21 protein-coding genes are annotated in these 20,054 nt (G+C 37.1%); 8 read left to right on the top strand and 13 right to left on the bottom strand.

The window, feature by feature from the left end:
* Nucleotides 1–11 precede the first annotated feature (11 nt).
* Nucleotides 12–917 carry an EamA family transporter gene (locus AVJ19_RS03795; protein ID WP_111858470.1) on the top strand — a complete coding sequence of 302 codons (906 nt, stop codon included), beginning with the start codon at nucleotides 12–14 and terminating at the stop codon, nucleotides 915–917.
* 88 nt (nucleotides 918–1,005) lie between these two features.
* On the opposite strand, the gene cueR is transcribed toward AVJ19_RS03795, so the two are convergent.
* On the bottom strand, nucleotides 1,006–1,410 hold the full coding sequence (gene cueR / locus AVJ19_RS03790; RefSeq protein ID WP_068975939.1) for a Cu(I)-responsive transcriptional regulator: 405 nt from the start codon (nucleotides 1,408–1,410) through the stop codon (nucleotides 1,006–1,008).
* A 64-nt stretch (nucleotides 1,411–1,474) separates the two neighbouring features.
* Nucleotides 1,475–3,952 carry a heavy metal translocating P-type ATPase gene (locus AVJ19_RS03785; protein WP_111858469.1) on the bottom strand — a complete coding sequence of 826 codons (2,478 nt, stop codon included), beginning with the start codon at nucleotides 3,950–3,952 and terminating at the stop codon, nucleotides 1,475–1,477.
* Between the two features lie 145 nt (nucleotides 3,953–4,097).
* Here AVJ19_RS03785 and AVJ19_RS03780 point away from each other — a divergent pair, with 145 nt between their 5' ends.
* Nucleotides 4,098–4,298: a heavy-metal-associated domain-containing protein gene (locus AVJ19_RS03780; RefSeq protein WP_162994930.1), complete on the top strand. Its 201-nt coding sequence runs from the start codon at nucleotides 4,098–4,100 to the stop codon at nucleotides 4,296–4,298.
* 104 nt (nucleotides 4,299–4,402) lie between these two features.
* Here the strand turns inward: AVJ19_RS03780 and AVJ19_RS03775 are convergent, their stop codons facing one another.
* From AVJ19_RS03775 to AVJ19_RS03735, 9 genes are all read right to left on the bottom strand, one after another.
* Nucleotides 4,403–4,696: a DUF971 domain-containing protein gene (locus tag AVJ19_RS03775; RefSeq protein WP_111858468.1), complete on the bottom strand. Its 294-nt coding sequence runs from the start codon at nucleotides 4,694–4,696 to the stop codon at nucleotides 4,403–4,405.
* Entirely contained in the window at nucleotides 4,686–5,678 is a 993-nt protein-coding gene (locus tag AVJ19_RS03770; RefSeq protein ID WP_111858467.1) for a HEAT repeat domain-containing protein, read from the bottom strand. The genes AVJ19_RS03775 and AVJ19_RS03770 overlap by 11 nt, the downstream gene beginning before the upstream one ends.
* A 4-nt stretch (nucleotides 5,679–5,682) precedes the next feature.
* Nucleotides 5,683–6,513 carry an ABC transporter ATP-binding protein gene (locus AVJ19_RS03765; RefSeq protein WP_111858466.1) on the bottom strand — a complete coding sequence of 277 codons (831 nt, stop codon included), beginning with the start codon at nucleotides 6,511–6,513 and terminating at the stop codon, nucleotides 5,683–5,685.
* Nucleotides 6,513–7,361 carry an ABC transporter permease gene (locus tag AVJ19_RS03760; protein ID WP_111858465.1) on the bottom strand — a complete coding sequence of 283 codons (849 nt, stop codon included), beginning with the start codon at nucleotides 7,359–7,361 and terminating at the stop codon, nucleotides 6,513–6,515. Before AVJ19_RS03760 ends, AVJ19_RS03765 begins: the two co-directional genes overlap by 1 nt.
* 48 nt (nucleotides 7,362–7,409) lie before the next feature.
* On the bottom strand, nucleotides 7,410–8,870 hold the full coding sequence (locus AVJ19_RS03755; protein ID WP_111858464.1) for an ABC transporter substrate-binding protein: 1,461 nt from the start codon (nucleotides 8,868–8,870) through the stop codon (nucleotides 7,410–7,412).
* Nucleotides 8,871–8,924: 54 nt separating this feature from the next.
* The gene (locus AVJ19_RS03750; RefSeq protein WP_111858463.1) at nucleotides 8,925–9,170 is read right to left on the bottom strand and encodes a 4Fe-4S dicluster domain-containing protein; all 246 of its coding nucleotides are present in this window, start codon (nucleotides 9,168–9,170) and stop codon (nucleotides 8,925–8,927) included.
* Between the two features lie 24 nt (nucleotides 9,171–9,194).
* Nucleotides 9,195–10,940: a fumarate reductase/succinate dehydrogenase flavoprotein subunit gene (locus AVJ19_RS03745; protein WP_111858462.1), complete on the bottom strand. Its 1,746-nt coding sequence runs from the start codon at nucleotides 10,938–10,940 to the stop codon at nucleotides 9,195–9,197.
* A 22-nt stretch (nucleotides 10,941–10,962) separates the two neighbouring features.
* Complete coding sequence (locus AVJ19_RS03740; protein WP_111858461.1) at nucleotides 10,963–11,700, bottom strand: GntR family transcriptional regulator; 738 nt, start codon at nucleotides 11,698–11,700, stop codon at nucleotides 10,963–10,965.
* 373 nt (nucleotides 11,701–12,073) lie between these two features.
* Nucleotides 12,074–13,228, bottom strand: a complete 1,155-nt coding sequence (locus AVJ19_RS03735; protein WP_228203284.1) for an MFS transporter — start codon at nucleotides 13,226–13,228, stop codon at nucleotides 12,074–12,076.
* A 168-nt stretch (nucleotides 13,229–13,396) separates the two neighbouring features.
* Between AVJ19_RS03735 and AVJ19_RS03730 the strand changes: the two genes are divergently transcribed.
* The 5 genes from AVJ19_RS03730 to AVJ19_RS03715 all read left to right on the top strand — a co-directional run bounded on the left by AVJ19_RS03730 (nucleotide 13,397) and on the right by AVJ19_RS03715 (nucleotide 17,067).
* Entirely contained in the window at nucleotides 13,397–14,167 is a 771-nt protein-coding gene (locus AVJ19_RS03730) for an AraC family transcriptional regulator (protein ID WP_111858459.1), read from the top strand.
* Nucleotides 14,168–14,361: 194 nt separating this feature from the next.
* Nucleotides 14,362–14,526 (top strand): hypothetical protein, encoded by a 165-nt coding sequence (locus AVJ19_RS21980; protein WP_162626530.1) that lies wholly within the window; start codon nucleotides 14,362–14,364, stop codon nucleotides 14,524–14,526.
* A gap of 125 nt (nucleotides 14,527–14,651) precedes the next feature.
* Nucleotides 14,652–15,440, top strand: coding sequence for a PaaX family transcriptional regulator C-terminal domain-containing protein (locus AVJ19_RS03725; protein WP_228203281.1), 789 nt, complete (start codon nucleotides 14,652–14,654; stop codon nucleotides 15,438–15,440).
* A 137-nt stretch (nucleotides 15,441–15,577) separates the two neighbouring features.
* On the top strand, nucleotides 15,578–16,591 hold the full coding sequence (locus AVJ19_RS03720) for a fatty acid desaturase family protein (RefSeq protein ID WP_111858457.1): 1,014 nt from the start codon (nucleotides 15,578–15,580) through the stop codon (nucleotides 16,589–16,591).
* A 62-nt stretch (nucleotides 16,592–16,653) separates the two neighbouring features.
* On the top strand, nucleotides 16,654–17,067 hold the full coding sequence (locus tag AVJ19_RS03715; RefSeq protein WP_111858456.1) for a PaaI family thioesterase: 414 nt from the start codon (nucleotides 16,654–16,656) through the stop codon (nucleotides 17,065–17,067).
* Nucleotides 17,068–17,169: 102 nt separating this feature from the next.
* Here the strand turns inward: AVJ19_RS03715 and AVJ19_RS03710 are convergent, their stop codons facing one another.
* Nucleotides 17,170–18,303, bottom strand: a complete 1,134-nt coding sequence (locus AVJ19_RS03710; protein WP_111858455.1) for a hypothetical protein — start codon at nucleotides 18,301–18,303, stop codon at nucleotides 17,170–17,172.
* Nucleotides 18,304–18,564: 261 nt separating this feature from the next.
* On the opposite strand from AVJ19_RS03710, the gene AVJ19_RS03705 reads away from it, so the two are divergent.
* A complete protein-coding gene (locus AVJ19_RS03705; RefSeq protein WP_111858454.1) occupies nucleotides 18,565–19,131 on the top strand; it encodes an FMN-dependent NADH-azoreductase in 567 nt (188 codons plus the stop codon).
* Nucleotides 19,132–19,211: 80 nt separating this feature from the next.
* Here AVJ19_RS03705 and AVJ19_RS03700 read toward each other — a convergent pair whose 3' ends face one another.
* Nucleotides 19,212–19,805 carry a DapH/DapD/GlmU-related protein gene (locus AVJ19_RS03700; protein WP_111858453.1) on the bottom strand — a complete coding sequence of 198 codons (594 nt, stop codon included), beginning with the start codon at nucleotides 19,803–19,805 and terminating at the stop codon, nucleotides 19,212–19,214.
* Nucleotides 19,806–20,054: the final 249 nt, after the last annotated feature.

Genomic DNA, 20,054 nt, shown 5'->3' with positions numbered 1-20,054 from the left:
GGAATTTTTCTATGCTATTAAAAGATAAGCTAGCAGCTTTTGCTGTTATTTTTATTTGGGGCATCAATTTCTTTTTTATGAAACTCGGTGTAAATGATCTTAGTCCGATGTTGCTCGGTTTCCTACGTTTTTTGATGGTTATTTTTCCTGCAATTTTATTGGTTAAAATCCCTAAAACCTCTTGGAAATGGTTATTGCTCTACGGCATCGTTAGCAATTTTGCTCAATTTGCATTTATGTTCAGTGCTATCCATACTGGAATGCCCACTTCCTTAGTGGCCTTGGTGGTTCAATCACAAGCGTTTTTTACCGTTGTCATTGCTTTTTTATTTTTAAATGAACAAGTTAAATGGAATCAATGGCTTGCAATCCTAATTGCAGCAATTGGACTATTCATTATCGCTTTTGGGCAGCAGCATACAAATATTCCCCTGATCGGACTGCTCTTAGTATTATGTTCCGCACTGGCTTGGGCTTTTGGTAATATTGTAGTGAAACGGATTGGGAAAATTAATCCCATCGGCTTAGTTGTTTGGGGCAATATTCTCACACCTCTGTGGTTTTTACTTTTAGCAGTTCAGCAACAAGGATGGCATGGTGTACAGCATGATTTGCTCAATATATCTTGGCAAGGCTTAACAGCAGCAGCTTTTTTAGCCTATTTTGCCACGATTATTGGTTATGGTTTATGGGTTTATTTATTGGCTAAATATCCTGTTGCTAAAATTAGTCCCTTGTCTTTGTGGGTTCCTGTAATTAGCATGATCTTTGCTTATTTATTTTTAGATGAACACTTAAATATATGGCAATGGTTAGGCTCAAGCGTGGTGATGTTTGGATTAATGGTTCATTTATTAGGTGATAAACTCATTCATTTTAAAGCTAAAAATATAAATAAAAAACATTCGATAGTCTAAAATTTATGAAATCAAAAAAATCTGAAGTATCTTACTTCAGATTTTCTAAATATATAAAAAACAAAAATATAGGATAAAATATTCTAGCTTAACTTTTCTCTACACTACCCAACTCAATATTTTTTAAAATTGCACAATCCGCCTGATCATTACCCGAACAACAATTAGCTGAATGTTGTAGCAAATCGACCATTGCTTGTAATTGTGCAATTTTATCATTCAAGACTTGAATATGCTGTAAGGTCAGTTGTTTTACTTCAGCACTTTGACGTTCGTTATTTTTCCACAAAGACAGCAATTCTTTCATCTGCTCAGAAGAAAAACCCAAATCTCGAGCATGGCGAATAAAATTTAAAGTTTTTAAATCTTGCTCTGAATAAACTCGATAACCTGAAGTCGCACGTTTTGCAGCATCCAACAAACCGATTTGCTCATAATAGCGAATCATTTTATTGGAAATGCCAGACTGCTTAGACACTTGACCGATATTCATATTCAGCTCCTGATTGATTTTCAAGGTTCAAATCTGATGACTTAAACCCTGAAAATACGACTTGTTATGCGTCAAATTTGATTGCATGAAAATATTTTAAACGTAAAGCATTACCCAAGACAAATACTGAAGATAATGCCATCGCACCTGCGGCAAAGATTGGTGACAGTAAAATACCAAAGCTTGGATATAAAATCCCTGCGGCAATCGGAATCAACGCGATATTATAAATAAATGCCCAAAATAGATTCTGGTGAATATTACGAATCGTCGCTTTACTGAGTGCAATTGCATTCGGAACACCTTGCATATTGCCTGACATCAAGACGACTTCAGCAGCTTCCATCGCAACATCGGTACCTGTACCTATGGCAATACCAACATCTGCTTGTGCCAATGCAGGTGCATCATTGATCCCATCACCCACAAATGCCACACGACCATATTTTTGCTGTAATTGTTTAACCACATCGACTTTGCCATCAGGCAGAATTTCAGCCTCGACTTGATCTATCTTTAACTTTTTGGCAATGGCTTGAGCAGTATGGCGGTTATCGCCTGTGATCATTGCCACTTTTAAACCGAGTTGATGCAATGCTTCGATCGCAGCATAAGTTGATTCTTTAATCGGGTCAGCGACAGCAACAATAGCCGCAAGCTTTTGCCCAATTGCCACATAAATTGGAGATTTACCATCATTCCCCAATCGTGCTGCTTCGGCTTCAAATGCACTAACATTTACACCAATCTCATGCATATAACGGTCAGCACCGATTTGTACCGCTTGCCCTGCAACTTCAGCTTGAATCCCTGAACCTGTTACTGAATCAAAAGCTGTGACAGGCAAGAAACTGATATTTTCCTGTTGCGCTGCTTCTACAATCGCCAATGCAATTGGATGCTCAGACTTTGCTTCAACCGATGCGACAATTTGCAAAACTTGACCACGTTCAAAGCCATCCATCACCTGAAAATCAGTTAAAGTCGGTTTGCCTTCGGTCAATGTTCCTGTTTTATCCACAGCAACGACTTGCACATCTTGTAAAAGTTGTAATGCTTCGCCTTTACGGAACAATACACCCATCTCCGCACCACGACCCGTACCGACCATGATCGAAGTTGGTGTTGCTAAACCCATTGCACATGGGCAGGCAATAATCAGTACCGCAACTGCATTCACCAAACCAAAGGTCAACGCTGGATCAGGACCAAAAAACAGCCAAACAAAGAATGTTAAAAGTGCCAAACCCATCACTGCAGGGACAAACCACATGGTGACTTGATCCACTACAGCTTGAATCGGTAGTTTAGAACCTTGCGCTTGCTCAACCATGCGAATGATTTGTGCTAAAACTGATGATTCACCTATCGCAGTCGCACGGATATTCAATGTGCCATTTTGGTTAATCGTGCCACCAACCACGGATTGACCTACAACTTTTTCAACAGGAATCGGTTCACCCGTAATCATAGATTCATCAATATAACTATGTCCTTCGACCACTTCACCATCTACAGGCACACGCTCACCTGGACGAATTTCGACAATGGTATCACTTGTCACATCAGAAATTGGGACTTCTAAAATCTGTCCGTTCTGGTGAATACGGGCAGTTTTGGGCTGCATACCAATTAGATGCTGAATGGCTTGGGAAGTACGTCCTTTGGCTTTTGCTTCAAAATAACGCCCTAGCAAAATTAAACTGACAATAACCGCGGCTGCTTCATAATAAACATGCACCGTACCTTTCGGTAAAACTTGCGGTAAAAAGGTTGCCACTAATGAGAAGCTATAAGCAGCAAAGGTTCCTACTGCCACTAACGAATTCATATCAGGTGCAAAACGTAACAGTGCAGGAATACCTTTTTGATAAAATCTGCGCCCAGGGAAGATCAATACTAAAGTTGTCAGTACAAACTGAATCAACCAACTTTGATATTGCCCGATATTATGCATAACCCACATGTGAAATGCAGGAATCATGTGAGAACCCATTTCCAATATAAAAACAGGCAAAGCCAAAATCAGTGAAATGATTAAGTCGCGTTTTAACTCTTGTAATTCATTGGCTTTTTTATCTTGTTGTTCCGTTTTATTACTGGAAACAAGTTTGGCATCATAACCTGCTTTTTGCACCGCTTGGATTAAGCGTTCACTACTGACATGAGCATCTGTTTGAATCCATGCTTGCTCAGTTGCCAAATTAACATTGGCTTGTTGTACACCTTCAACTTTTTTCAGTGCTTTTTCCACACGTGCTACACACGATGCACACGTCATTCCTTCAATCGTCAGTTCAATGACGGGGCTTGCAGCTACATCATAACCTGCACGTTCAACAGCTTTAATCAGATCTTCACGTTTTAAGGGTTTTGATGAGCTGATCACTGCTTTTTCAGTTGCAAGATTCACATTTGCAGTTTCTACCCCCTCAACTTTTTTCAAAGCTTTTTCAACACGCCCAACACATGAAGCACATGTCATCCCCTCAATCGACAATGTTTCCTGATATTGTGATGCTGTAGTCTGTTGCGAGCTCATATTCGACCTCCCATTTAAAATTCTGTTTTAAGCATACAGATTGACATCATGGTAAGGTCAAGCGATTTTTTAAATAGATTTTAAGTCTTGACCTTACCACCATGTTAAGGTTTAGACTTGCTCTAAACGATACTTCTCTTGGAGAATGAAAATGAAATTATTGATCGAAAATATGACTTGTGGTGGTTGCGCACGTGGTGTAACTGCAACCATTCAAGATGTAGATGCCAATGCTAAAGTTGAAGTAGATTTGGCAAGCAAAATTGTCACTGTAGATACCACTGCAAGTACTGATCAAATTACCAATGCTTTAGCAGAAGATGGTTTCCCTGCCAAAGTTCAGTAATTCATAACGAATACATTTTGAATCAAAAATGCAAAAAGCCAAATGTGAATAAAAGCATTTGGCTTTTGGTATTAAATGTGAAATATAAAAGCATTTACAAATTCTTATGACATATTTTTAAGATATTCCCATGGGAAAATGCCTTTATCATGTCCATCATTAAAACAAATCTGTATGCCATAACCTTGACTGTTTAATTGTATGACTTGTACATGCTGCATACTTGAAATTGGTAATTTTTTGATTTTGTTATAACGACAAAAAGCGCATGGACAGGCTTGGCGTAATTGATCATGACTTAATGTCACTGTTTTTTCATTTTCCCAAATAAAATGAATTAAATCATGTTCAACATCAAACCGAATATCTGTCGGTTTTGTGGGTAAATTAGTGTGCATGTTCACGCTCCACAATTTGTCCTAAACCAATCCGAATGGCTTTACGTACTTCAGGATCAGCGTCATCAGCATGTGCCTGTAATAATTTTTCAGCACGTTCTCCACCGATTTCGCCTAAAGCCAATGCCACTTCTTTACGCAAATTACTTAGATCAAAATCAAAATTGTGTGCCAAACCATCTAAGGCTTGCACCGATTTTAATACACCTAAACTGCGTGTCACCGCAATTCTCACTTGCCAATAGCGATCATATAGCAATGCAATGAGATCAGATTCGAGCATCTGCAACTTTAATTTTCCAATGGTTAATGCTGCCTCCACCCTAAGTTGCCAATTTTCTGATTGTAAACCTTGTGCTAAGGCATGAATCACAGCATCAGAGGGTTGTTTGACATAACCCAAACCACCTGTCGCAATACGGCGAGTTTCTAAATCAGAATCATGCTGTGCAATTTGACTTAGATTGTCTACAGCTTGTTCTTGTTGCAGCCAACTGAGTGTACTCACAGCTTCTCGTCGAACCAAAGCATCGCTGTGTTGCGTATGTTGAGTAATTTGAGCATATGCCTCAACATAACGTAAAGGTTTTAGTGCTCTTAAAATGGCAACTTTTACAACACTTACTTCATTAGAGAGGTAAGTAACTAGAACATCAGCAGATTTTTCCTGTTTGACTTCACTTAAACTTTGTGTTGCTGCATTAACCACACTAACATCCTTATCTAATAAAGCCTGTGCTAAAGCCTGTAAACTATTCGAGTCCTCCCAACCTTCAAGCCTTTTTGCTGCTTCAACACGTACCAAAGCAGATGGATCATGTGCTACAGCATAATGCAACCAAGGCAATAAATCTTCCCGTTCCTCATCAGCGATATTCATTAAAGTGACAAAACGGCGTTTCTCATCAGCTTGATTTAATTGTTCTAAAAAGCCCAAATCATCGTCATCTAAATGATCTAATTCTGGGTAATGAAAATGCATATTCTTATCCTTCTGCTGTAGCTTTTTTAGGAATGCCTAATGGATTGAGACGGCTCATATCTTCTAAAATTTCCCGTTTAAGCGCATGCATACAGTGTTTCTTTAATTGGGTAAATTCTGCCGTAGTGACAATATCAATGTCACGTGGACGACTAAAATTTAACGGAATTTCTTCAATAATCTGCCCTGGACGATGGCTCATAATCAACACACGATCTGCTAAAAATAAAGCTTCATCAATATCATGGGTAATAAACAACACTGTGGTTTGAATATCTTGCCAAATATCAAGCAATAATTGCTGCATACGAATCCGAGTTTGGGCATCCAATGCACCAAATGGCTCATCCATGAGCAGCACTTTAGGTTGATTAATCAATACACGAGCAATTTCCACACGTTGTTGCATCCCGCCCGATAATTCCGCTGGAAATTTTTGCTCAAAGCCTGATAGGCCGACCAAATCAATCATACATTGTGCTTGTTTTAAACGTTTGCTTTGTGCAATGCCCTTCATTTTTAAGCCAAATGCCACATTTTCAATCACACTTTTCCACGGAAATAGAGTGTGATGTTGAAACACTAAACCACGATCAGGATGTGGCTTATGCACAGCTTCACCATCGACTTTTAATTCACCAGAGGTAAAACCTAAATGCCCTGCCAATGCACCGAGCAAGGTCGATTTTCCACAGCCTGACGGACCCAAAAGACAGACAAACTCACCTGCTTGAATTTGTATATTGACTTGATTTAACGCTTGAAAGCGTTGCTGTCCTTGTCCTAAATGGAGTGACAAATTTTGAATATCAATTGCACCTTGTTTGCTCGACATTAAGATTTCCTCAATTGATACCACGGGGTAAATTTCTTACCAACCCAACGTACAAAGGCACTACTGAACATACCTAATGCGCCAATCAACAACATCCCCACCACAATACTGCTGTAATTTTGCAGGGTGAATGATTCCCACGTAAAATAACCTATGCCTAACTGCCCCGAGATCATTTCCGCTGTCACCAAACAAAACCAGCATGTGCCCATACCAATCGACAAACCTGTAATCATATTTGGTAATGCTCCAGGAATGATTACTTCTTTGACAATGGCGAAATTTGAAGCACCCAAACTTTTTGCTGATGCCACCAAACGTGGATCGACTGCTTCAACGCCATGAATGGTATTCAGTAAAATCGGGAAAATAGCACCAATAAAGGTGATGAAAACCATAGATGTTTCCGATGATGGGAAAATTAAAATTGCCAAAGGAATCCATGCCACCGCAGGAATAGGACGTAACACTTCTAACGGTGTGAATAAAATTGTGGCAATTTTTTTATATTGTCCAATGATTAACCCCAAAATGACACCCATCACACCCGCTAAAGCAAAGCCTATCAACACACGCAGTACACTGGCTTTTAAATGAGCCAAAGCAGTTGGCATTTGAAAAAATTGCACAAAAGCATCTACAACTTCAAGCGGTGTTGGCACATTACTAAAATTTATTAAACCTAAATTAACCTTAAACTGTGCCAAAGCTTGCCAAAAGATAAGGCATAAAATCAGTGATGTTGCCCCCAGCAAAAACTGATGTACAGATCGTGTGTGCCTAGCATCCCATTTCACTGTAAAGGTTGGATGTACAACCTTTTGATTTTTTTCAACTAAACTTCTCATAACGCTGCTCCTCATTGTTGGCAACTTAGCTGGACAATGTGCTTGCTTTTATTTCACAAGTTGCTGAACGGATTTAAAATCATAGACTTTTCCACCCTGTGCCTTTGCCCATTGTGCTGCATCATCTTTGAGTAAAAACGCTTGAATTTGTCCTGTTTGATTGGTAGCAAACCATGCAAGATTAGACAATAATTTAATATCGGATTGAAAATCCTGACTATAAACCACACGGATTTTTTTGCCTGTTTGCTCAATTTGTTTTAGATCCTTAAAAGCATGTTCAGCAGTTTCATAACTACGGACTTTATCTTCGCCATTGACCCAAATTTGTGTGACATGTTTAAAAGTTTGAATTGGCTGTCCTGTTAGTGCATCTTTAGCGACTAAAGGTGATTTGCCATAATTTTTTAAGGCTTGTGAATAATCGAGCTTAGATGCTACAAATGCCTCTTTAATATATTGATCGGAAATAAAACTATTAACGTCAATCTTACCGTCATTTTTACCCAATATTTTTAAGGTATCTACAGCCGTTTGTGTTGCCTGACGATATTCAGGTTTCCATGTCAAATCACGGTTTTGCAAACCTAAAGGTCCATGAAATAAATACACCACTTCCGCTGGAATACCTGTTTTATCTGCAATAAGTTGGCTATATTTTTCAGGTTCTTTTTGAATCAGCTGATCCGCTTCAATAGTCGCTTGCAAATAAGCTTTAATCACTTCAGGGTGTTTTTCAGCATAGTCTTTTGCCACAATAGAACCATGAAAAGTGGGTGCTTTAGACTGTGCACCATCATAAATTTTGCGAGCAAATCCTTGATAAGCAAACAATTCACCAAAAGGCACAAAGTCTGCATGTGCGGCAATTTTATTACTCTTTAATGCAGGTCCTGCCACTTCGGGCGCTTGTGCAATAATTTTAATGTCTTTATCTAGTTCCCAACCTTGTTCTTTGACCACACGTAATAGCAAACCATGTGCTGTCGAAGCAAAAGGCACCGAAATTGTTTGACCTTTTAACTCAGCAATCGAATTTATTTTTGAATCTTTCGGTACAACAATGGCATTTCCACTGCCTGTCGGGCTTCCTGACAACGGATTTAAAAATAAACTTTGTTTACCCGCTTTCTGAAAAGCCACCAAATTATTGACAGCTGGAAAATCAGCCATTGCACCGATATCTAAACGATCTGCCACCATTTCACTGGTTAATGGCGCACCTGAAGTAAAGTTTTTCCATTGGATGTCATATTTGACATTTTTATATTGCCCCTCTTTCGGTAAATATTTATCCAATAAATTCAATTCACGAATCAGTAAACCACCTGTTGCACAGTTGATCGTTGTATCTTGTGTTCCGATTGCAACACGGACTGTTTCAGACTTGGCATTTGTACTTGTTTGATCTTGAGCTGTGCCTTGACGATCACAACCTTGTAATCCCCCAAGCAAAGCCAATGTTGTTAATGTACTCAATATCGTTTTTTTAGAATGAATAATGTGCATGTTTAATCTCTATTTAATCAATTTTTATTTAAATTTCGCCCTATTCCCATATTTTTATTTCAAAAGATAAGGAATATTGACGTGAATCGCATCTGTCGGGCAATCTTTCTCACACGGCATGCAATACCAACATTCATCAAACTGCATAAATGCTTTATTGGTTTCTGGATCAATTGCCAATAAATCCATCGGGCAAACATCTACACAAACCGTACAACCCTTATCCGCAATACATTTGTCTTCATCAACTAAAACAGGTGCAACTGTGCGGTGATTCACTTCTTTAAAAATAAGCGCCATAATCATTTTCCTTTTATTCGTTTTTTAATTTGCGATAGCTAAATCTGCTTGCTGTGGCTGTTGAATACGCAACTGTTCATAGGACTGTTGTTCTAACTGATCAATTGCAACCACATAAGGTTCAATGGGCTTTTTAAAACTAACCATGTCGCCATTTTGATCTTTTTTAAGATGTGCGTGACAGAACCAATCTTCATTATTTTTTTGCGGATAATCAGCACGATAGTGGTATAAACCCCAGCGGCTTTCTGTACGAAATAACGATGCACGAGCTGCCATTTCTGCACAATCACGGATGACTGAAACTTCGGCTGCACGCATGAGTTCATGTGGATTTCTTGCCACAATTTGGTCAATATCCCGTTTAATTTCTTCAAAACGGCGTAACCCAATTTCCATTTTTTGACGAGTTTTTGGAGGTTGTAAATAATCATTCACCATACGGCGTAGCTTGTATTCCACTTGATCGGAAGGCAAACCTTCCTGTCGCTGTAATGGTGCAAAAATGCGTTCACGCTCAGCCTCAATTTCTGTTTGATTGAGTTCAGATTCAGTCACATTTTCAACATATTGCGCTGAGTTCTCGCCTGCAAACCAGCCATAAGTAAATGCACCTAACATATAATTGTGTGGTACAGCAGCCATATCACCTGCACTATATAAACCTTTCACTGAGGTTTCCGCTTTTTCATTGACCCAAACCCCAGAAGCACTATGACCACTACAAAAACCAATTTCAGAGATATGCATTTCCACCATATCCGAGCGATAATTTGTGCCACGACCTTCATGGAAACGCCCTCGACTAGGACGTTCATTGGTGTGTAAAATCTCTTCAATCGTTTGAATAGTTTCTTCAGCCAAATGATCAACTTTCAAGAATACAGGACCATTACCACTTTCAAGTTCTTGGTAAAACTCCCACATCATCTGACCACTCCAGTAATCACATTCAATAAAGCGTTCACCTTTAGCATTGGCGGTATAACCACCTAATGGACCTGTCACATAAGCACAGGCAGGACCGTTATAATCTTTAATTAATGGATTAATTTGAAAACATTCAAGATTAGAAAGTTCCGCCCCTGCATGATATGCCATGGCATAACCATCCCCTGCATTGGTTGGGTTCTCGTAAGTTCCCATCAAATAACCTGAAGATGGCAAACCTAAACGTCCAGCAGCGCCACAACACAAAATTGCTGCCTTAGTTTTGATCACATAAAAATCACCACTGCGACAGTCAAAACCAAGTACACCATTGATTGCACCATTGTTATCTTTCAACAATTTGGTGGTGACGATACGATTATTAATTTTCACTTGTGCTCGTTTCATCTGACGATACAGTACTTTTTTCACATCATGCCCTTCAGGCATTGGCAATACATATGCCCCCATGTGATGAACTTTTTTGACTGCAAATTCACCAGTTTCATCCTTTTCAAACTTGATGCCCCATTGGTCAAGTTGTTGAATGGTTTTAAAACTATTTTTGGCATATTCATAAATTGTAGTCTGATTCACCACACCATCATTGGCGATCGTAATCTCTTTGGTATATTGTTCTGGTGTGGCATAACCTGGAATAATGGCATTATTTAAACCATCCATACCCATCGAAATTGCACCACTGCGTTTTACATTGGCTTTTTCAATCAGTAATACTTTTAGATTTGGATTTTTCTGTTTGGCTTTAATTGCTGCCATTGGACCAGCTGTACCACCACCAATCACCACAATGTCATATTCTAAATATTGGGTTTTCATTTCTTTTTACCTTTTATTCTAATTAGCGGAAAATACGTAGCTGGTACTGGAAGCTTTCGCCTGAGAAGTACAAGTATTCGTAGTCAATCGGTTGTTGCTGTGCATCATGAGTCAGTCGTTCAACCCGTAAAATTGGACTATGTACATCAACTGCAAGTAACTGTGCGAGTTCATCATCTGCTTGAATGGCATCAATATTAAGGTCGGCATAACCTAGTGGCAGATCCAACTCATTTTCAAGTACAGTAAAAATATCGCTAACACGTAAATCCACCTGTTTTTCTTGTATTTTTATCCCTATGACTTCAGGTAAATAAGTCAACTCATACGACACAGGTTCGTTATTCAACAAGCGAACACGTTTAATTTCAGTAACTTGAATTCGCACAGGCAGCTTTAATTTGGCTGCAACTTTGAGTGGTGCTTCGATTAACTCCATTGACAACACTTCATTCAGAATTTGATGCCCTGTTGATGACATTGCCTCTGCAAAACCCTGTAATTGGGTAATATTTTGATAAGCTTTCGGTTTACTGACAAAAGTACCTTTGCCATGCACTTTAAAAATTAACCCTTCTTGCGACAACTTATGTAAAGCCTGCCGAATAGTAATACGGCTCACTGCAAATAGTTCTGACAACTCATTTTCAGAAGGTAACTGGCTTAAAGCTGAATAATCACCTGCTTGAATTTTTTCCTGTAACTGGACTTTAACTTGTTCATACAATGGCAATGGGCTAAATTTGGCTGAGTCAGACATTTCAATCAACTTGTTATAACAACTTGATCAAATAGTAGAAGATGATTTTTTAAAATAGAAATATGAAGATGTGCTTTTATTATGAAAAATTATGAATTTTTAAATTGTGATAACAATATGCTATTTATTAAAAATATTAAAAATCAAATTATTAAATATAAAATAGTGCTGATTTAGGTCTAAATTTTATTATATTTTTCAATATAAAAATCAATAATCTAGGATTAAAAATTTGGTGTTTTGCATAAATTACACTCAACTCATCACATCAACCACTTTAAAGCATATCGTGTAAATGCTGCTATAAATTATACACTTACACGATATTTTATTGATTTTGTCTTAAACATTGAATTGAAAAATATGAGTCACTTTATTTCTTCGTATTTGGCAAAAATAATGAACCTATACCAAGTAAAGGTAAAAATGAACACAAAATAAATACCCATTCAATGCCTTGATGATCTGCAAGATAACCCAGTGCTGCAGCAGCAATGCCACTGATTCCGAACATCAAACCAAACATGAGTCCTGCAATCATGCCTACACGTCCTGGTACAGCTTCTTGCGCATAAACCACCATTGCAGAAAAAGCAGAGGACATCACCAATCCAGAAATCACAGATAAAATCAGTGTCCATGTAAGATTGGCATAAGGTAAAATCAGTGCAAAAGGTGCCATGCCTAAAAAGGAAATGATAATGACTGCTTTACGTCCAATTTTATCTCCAATTGGTCCGCCCACAAAAGTTCCTAAAGCAACAGCAGCTAAAAAACCAAACAAATAGTACTGTGCCATTTTTAAGGAAAGATCAAACTTTTCCATTAAATAGAATGTGTAATAATTACTTAAACTCACGATATAGGTAAATTTGGCTAACATTAAAATCGCAATCAATCCCAAAGCACGATACAAGGTTTTGCCCTGTAATTTGACTTGAGCTGTATTCACAATACTATTTGTGGTTGCATGTTTTTTACGCTGTATCGTCCATTTGCTGACTTGATACAGCACCCAAATTGCCAATAGTGCAAATAACATAAACCATGCAGTTGCCGCTTGACCATTGGGAATAATAATTGCTGCGGCTAATAATGGACCAATCGCTGAACCGGAATTTCCACCAACTTGAAATGCCGATTGTGCAGTACCAAATTTTCCACCTGATGCCATACGTGCTACCCGTGAAGCTTCGGGATGAAAAGTTGAAGAACCTATTCCGATTAATGCAGATGCAAGCAATAACATGCTAAAGCTATTGGCAAAAGCCAATCCTGCAATCCCAATTAAAGTCACACCCATTCCCATAGGAAGCAAATAAGGCTTAGGATGTTTATCAGTATAAAAGCCAATCCACGGTTGCAATAAGGATGCTGTGACTTGATAAACCAATGAAATCAGACCAATTTGTGTAAAACTCAGTTGAAAATCTGTTTTCAACATTGGATAAATTGCAGGTAAGACTGCCTGAATGAGGTCATTAAGCAAATGTGCGATCGCGACAGCAGCGATCATGGATGTCACCATTTGTGAGGGCTGGGTCGAAGTTATATTCGATGTGCCGATTTCACTCGATTGCGGATTTTGCATGCTGCATTTTCCTATACTAACTTTAGGAAAATGCATTATAATTCGTCATATCAAAGCTTATATTCCAAAAATCATCGCTTAACTGACATTATAAAGAAATAGTTTATGATCAATCTTGCAAAAACGGCAGCATTGCCTCTAGTGACATCATTGGCTTCGCTACGCAAACATGGCAGTGTGATTCCAAAACATTGTCATGATCGTGGGCAGCTTTTATATGCGGTTGAAGGTCATATTCGTGTATATACGGCGGAACATATTTGGATTATTCCACCACATTGTGCACTGTGGATTCCTGCCTATTATGAACATAGTGTCCTTTCTTATGGGCAAGTTGTACTCAACTCTGCGATGGTGGAGGAAAATGCAGCACAGACTTTAGGCGAAAACTGTTTTTTGGTTCGAATAAGTCCATTATTACGTGAATTGGTCTTACGTTTAAATCGCCCAAATGCCACCATAATAGTTGAAAATACACAAACACTGGCTTTAGACCAAGCATTACAATTGCTTATTTTCAATGAAATTCAACAATCTCTAAATTTTTCTTTAGATATTCCTTGGCCAAGCGACCCTCGCTTAATTCAAATTTGTGCAGAATTAGTTGATCATCCTGATACACAAAAAAATATGGATACATGGGCAGATCAAATTGGTACTAGTTCTCGTACCTTAATTCGGCTGTTTCAAAAAGAAACTGGGCTGAATTTTCGCCAATGGTTACAACGTATGCATGTAGTTTTGGCATTAGGCTATTTGTCTGAGCATTTACCAATTTCACATATTGCCCATAAACTTGGTTACCATAGTAGTAGTGCTTTTACTGCGATGTTTAAAAAACAATTGGGTGTTCCACCCAGTGATTTTCGCAAATAATTTTTTAATTTAAATTCAATAATATAAATGATATTTCATTTGTATTTATATCAACTCTACTCTTAAAATTTTCTAATCATTAAAAATAATGCACATAAGCAACACAAAATTTAACATTTAAATCTAATTTTATACGTATATTGTGCCAAGTGTACTCACCAGTACACTTTGAATTTTAAATAAAAGGACTAGATATGAAACTTGTTAAATTTGCACTTGTAGGGGTTGCTTTGATTGCTGCTGCACAAACTTTTGCTGCTGAAACACAATCAACGGAAACAACAGTAAATGCAGAAGCTGTAACACCTGATACGGCTACTTCAGCTTCAGAAGCTACTGCAACTGAAACAGCAGAATAATCGCCAAGATGGAGATTTATAATTTTATTTATAAATCTCTATCTCATGGGTAAAAATTCTACATAATAAAAATATATGCGAAAATTGATTATTCCTTGATATTATTCAACGATGTAAAACAAAATATGTACGCTATGACCGCACTCAATGCCAAATCATTTATTATCGATTTATTACTCGCTTCAGGTGGTCAAACCTTATCAATCAAACAGTTACTACAAGCTGCAAAACTATTAGACATTCGTGAAAATAATATTCGTGTTGCAGTTACCCGCTTGTGTGCTGAAAATAAAATCGAAGCTGTCGCACGTGGGCAATACAAATTAAGCGCGAATACTGAACATTGGGGTTCGATTATCATCCATCGTAATGTGGCAATTCGCAGCACTAAAATATGGAATCAACATTACATCGCTGTTTTAACGATAACTTTAGGACGCACAGATCGTACAGCATTGAATCAACGAGAAAAAATTTTACATCGTGCAGGTTTTCGTGAATTAGAAATAGGTTTTTTTATTCGCCCAGACAATTTATCACTTGATTTAAATCAGTTACAACATGAACTTATTCAGCAAGGTTTGGAAAAAGATGCTTTATTTTTACAAATTTCTGATTTTGATCAGGCAATTCATCGCAAAATTCCAACCTTATGGGAAAGTCAACAATTAAACCAACGCTATCAAAAATATCATGTGAAAATTAGTCAATGGTTAACACATTATCAAAACATGGATATCGAAAATATTGCTCGTGAATCTTTTTTATTGGGTCGAGAAACTATCGCATTGATGCTGACTGATCCTTTATTGCCCTCACCTTTTGTCGATGAACAACTGCGTAGTGAGTTTTTTAAAGTTGTTTTAGCCTTAGACCATATTGGACAAGAAACATGGCATAAGCTCAACCATTAATCTCAATTTAAACAACTGTTTTATATATATTTAAAATGAAAAATAATTTCATTACATATTTTTTATAAAAACAAATTGACTGTAATATTTATTCATCTAAAATCCAAAGTAGCCAATAAAAATATTAAAGGACTAAAATGAATGCACGAATCAGTGTCACAGAATTGTTTTCTCGTGAAGAAATTAATGAACTTACCACGCCATCTGACTTAGCTGGCTTATGGGCGGTGGGTTCAACATGGGCAGTGATTGCAGGGACTTTTGCAAGCGTGGCGGTGTCTTGGGAATATTTACCAACATGGGGCAAAGTACTGATGATTGCTGCGGCTTTGGCAGTTTTGGCAGGTCGTCAATTATGTTTAGCAATTTTAATGCATGATGCTTCACATCATAGTTTGTTTAAAAGCAAATGGTTAAATGATGCGACTGACTGGTTTTGTGCCAAACCAATTTGGAATGATTTACACAAATATCGTGCGCATCACATGCGTCATCATGCCAAAACGTCATTGCCTGAAGATCCTGATTTAAGCCTCGTTGATAATTTTCCAATCAGCAGAAAATCGCTGATACGTAAATTCACCCGTGACATCACAGGTCTAACAGGTGCAAAATTTTTGTTTGGACGTCTGCTCATGGATCTAGAATTGCTTGAATGGACAGTTGCCAATGATCAACGTAAAATTCCTGTAGGAAATCGTAAGGTTTTAGATTTTGCCAAAACATTACTGAAAAATAGTTCAGGGGCCATTCTGACTAATGCTGCAATATATTATGCATTGAAAAAATCTGGTCATGCTAAATTGTATTGGTTGTGGCCAATTGCATATATCACACCATTTCCGCTATTCATTCGTATTCGTTCTATGGCAGAACATGCAGGCATGCAAACCAGTCATAATGCCTTAACCAATACTCGAACCACGAAAGCCAATCTGATTGCACGTGCTTTGGTTGCACCGATTCATGTGAATTATCATCAAGAACATCATTTGATGGCATCTGTACCCTACTTCAAATTACCTCGCATGCATAAACTATTACGTGATCGTGGTTTTGTGGAACAGCCGCCAACGTATTTAGATGTGATCAAGTTATTGTCAAATCAATTAATTTCACCAAAAGAGCAAGAACATAATTCTACTGTGTAATTTGTTAATCATGTTACAAAATCAAAAGTCTAAAATCTTAATATAATAAAAATGAGACAAAAATGCCTGCAACTCAACAAGAAATTCAACAATTTTTACAGTTTATTTTTCCACAAGTGAATGATAACTTTACGATTCATTCAGTAGGAAATCAATCTGCTGAACTCTATTATAAAGTGGATACACAGTCTTTACGTCCAGGTGGAACAGTTGCAGGTCCTGTACTAATGGCATTGGCTGATTTGGCACTTTATGTGGCGATTTTGGGTGAAATTGGCATCGTGTCATTGGCAGTGACCACCAATTTGAACATCAATTTTTTGCGTAAACCTGTAGGTGATCAAAACTTACATGCTATTTGTAAATTGATGAAAGTTGGCAAAACTTTAACGATGGGCGAAGTATCAATATTTTCTATGGGTGATGAAAATGCGGTAGCACATGTTACAGGAACTTATGCGCTCCCCACACATTAAAAGTATAAGATACCGTCTTCAATCTAAATAAATTTTCTCAGAAAATTCGATACCAATAAGTTATTAAACATATATTAAGGTTATTTTTAAACAATAATCATTTTATAAATAGCCCTTCTTGATCATCACTTTTAGATTTTCACTATCTTGGCTGTGTTTGAATATAAATTCAGCCTGTTCAATATTTTTTTGAATCTCATGCAGGTCTGATTTATATTTTTTATATAGATCTTTAACTTGAATTTTATGAGTTGAAAAAGAATGTCGTCTCCAATCAAAAGTATGCACGATTTCAAAGATTTGCATTTCAATTCGTTCAATCTGATCTTGTAAAGAAATATTGTAATATTTTAATTGTTCATCAAATTCTTTTGTTGATTGTTTTTTACTTGTCACATACTGCATTTGCAATTTCAATAATGTAAATAAATCCTTATTTTCATAGGCTTGATTTGTGATTTGTAACAGTTCCGTTTTTTCTATCTTTTTCTGCTCATCACTTTCTCGATCAGGATGAATGACAGCTGCAATTTTGGCATAAATACTTTTTAAAGACTGGCTTGCCATTTTTTGAGCAAGCTCTCGCTTTTCTTGCTGTTTTTTCTCTTTAGCATGTTCTCGCTGTTGTTGTTTTTCAAACTCACGACGATCTTCCTCTGTACATTGATTTAAAAAATCCTGTTCTTCTTGTGCAGCAATTTTTTGATTCAGTTTATCCATGAAATCTTCAATATCGTTTGGATCAAACTCAAAATCAATAAAATCAGCTTCTATCCCCAGTTCTTCATGAATCACACTTTTTAAATTTTCTTTTTGAATTTCTACATTATCTTCATGATAAACAAAATTTTTTCGAGTTTGTCTTTTATGAAAATATTCAAAAATGTGTTCAACGTCTTGATACTGCTCTTCTGACAAACTATCTACATTTAATAATTGTTCAGCAAGATTTTTAATCATGCCATCTAATAAAATTTTTTGTCTTGCTGTGAATTTACTTTGTGCTTTATGCGCCCATAAGTTTTCAAGTTGTTGAAATAAAATCTGATGTAATTTTGCATACTTAGGCAGCAATTCTTGTCGTGCCTTGTGCTGAATATCTTGCTGCGCAGCTTTCCATTCGTTTAATAAAGTATTTTGTTGTTCTAATTTTTTCAGCAAACGGTTAAATTTTTTATGTTGCGCTGATAAGTTTTCTGCATCTTGGTATAGAGAGATTTCAAGTTCTTGGCGCATAATTCAATAAACAGAAAAGGAAGATTGATGTCATTATAAAATTGATCCGATGACTTAACAACTTAGATTAATATTTTTAATTATAATTCAATTATTTAAGTATCAACATTTAAGATTATTAATTTTGATTATTTTTAATACAATTAGCCTTAATTATCAATATTATTCTATTAATAGAACACTGTGTCATAGTAATACGAATTTTTCAGCTCTAAAACCTTGATATATTGTACTTATATTCTAAATAACACGGTTTTAAACATGAAAGTTCTACATATTGATTCAAGTATTTTAGCGGATGCTTCTGTTTCTCGTCAGCTTAGCCAAGCGATTATGACACAATTACAGCAAAAACATGCTGATTTAGACATCGAATATCTAGATCTTGCAACCCAACACATTCCACATTTAACGGGTGAGATTTTAATGGGGCAAAATGCTCAACAAACAGCTTTGAGCGAAAAACTGATCCAACAATATTTAGATGCAGATATTGTGGTGATCGGTGCTGCGATGTATAACTTTGGTTTATCATCAGCATTAAAAGCGTGGATTGACCGTATCAGTGTGGCAGGTAAAACGTTCAAATATACTGAAACTGGTCCTGTTGGTTTAGCAGGTGATAAAAAAGCATATATTGCAAGTAGCCGTGGTGGTGTGTATGGTGAAAATAGCCCTGCGGATTTCCAAGAAGGTTTATTAACCACAGTATTAAATTTCACTGGTGTGACTGATATTCAAGTGATCCGTGCCGAAGGTGTAAATATGGGGGCTGAACTGAAAGAGAAAGCGATTGCAGATGCATTAAATACTGTAAAAGCGATCTAAACAAAATAAAAAAGCATGGGAAAATTCTCATGCTTTTTATTGTAATTTATTCAAGTTTACGATTTATACAACAAACAGGACTAATTTTTATATTGATGCTGCCCACCAAAAACTTCATGCGTCAAACGCCCTGTTTGTATTTCTGTATGGGGTTCAACCTCTTGCAATGTATTTAAACAACGCTGTGCCAAGTGAATATATTCCTCAGTCCCTTTGCTTTTCCACGCAATTTCTTTGGCTTCCAAATCACGAATCACTTTTGCAGGACTGCCCAAAGCCAAAACATTGGCAGGAATGATCGCTTTGGCTTTGACGGTACTGTTCGCCCCAATAATCGTATTTTCACCAATTTCAGCATAATCCAAAATCACGCTGTTCATTCCTACTAAAACATTTTTGCCAATTTGACAGCCATGTAAAATCGCAGCATGTCCGATATGTCCATATTCTTCCACAACAGTCACGCTATTGGGGAATCCATGAATCACGCAGTTATCTTGTACATTGGCATTTTTCTTGATGTGAATGCCACCAAAATCAGCACGTAAGGATGCAAAAGGTCCGATATATACGCCTTCTTCGATGATCACATCACCAATTAAGACTGCTGTGGGGTGTACATAAGCTTTTGGGCTGACGACAGGAATCACACCATCAATTGCATAACAGGTCATATTTTAGTCCTTTAAAAAATAATAACATTGTGAAAATATAAATAATTTATCTTGAGTTTTATATATGTCATATCATTCTAAAATATAAACTTCTCACTCAACGGCAACATCTATATCACTTAATGCAATAGCATCATTTATAGTGAAATCAATAGACTTCTTGCAAAAGTTAGTTTCGGTAAGATTTAGATCAATATTGAAATGTTCCCTCTCCTTTTAGGAGAGGGTTAGGGAGAGGTTTTTATTTAT

This window comes from Acinetobacter sp. CFCC 10889 (genome assembly GCF_003268395.1).
Taxonomy (GTDB): Bacteria; Pseudomonadota; Gammaproteobacteria; order Pseudomonadales; family Moraxellaceae; genus Acinetobacter.
Note: the sequence above shows the minus strand (reverse complement) of the source record. Positions and strands in the feature narration are given on the sequence as shown.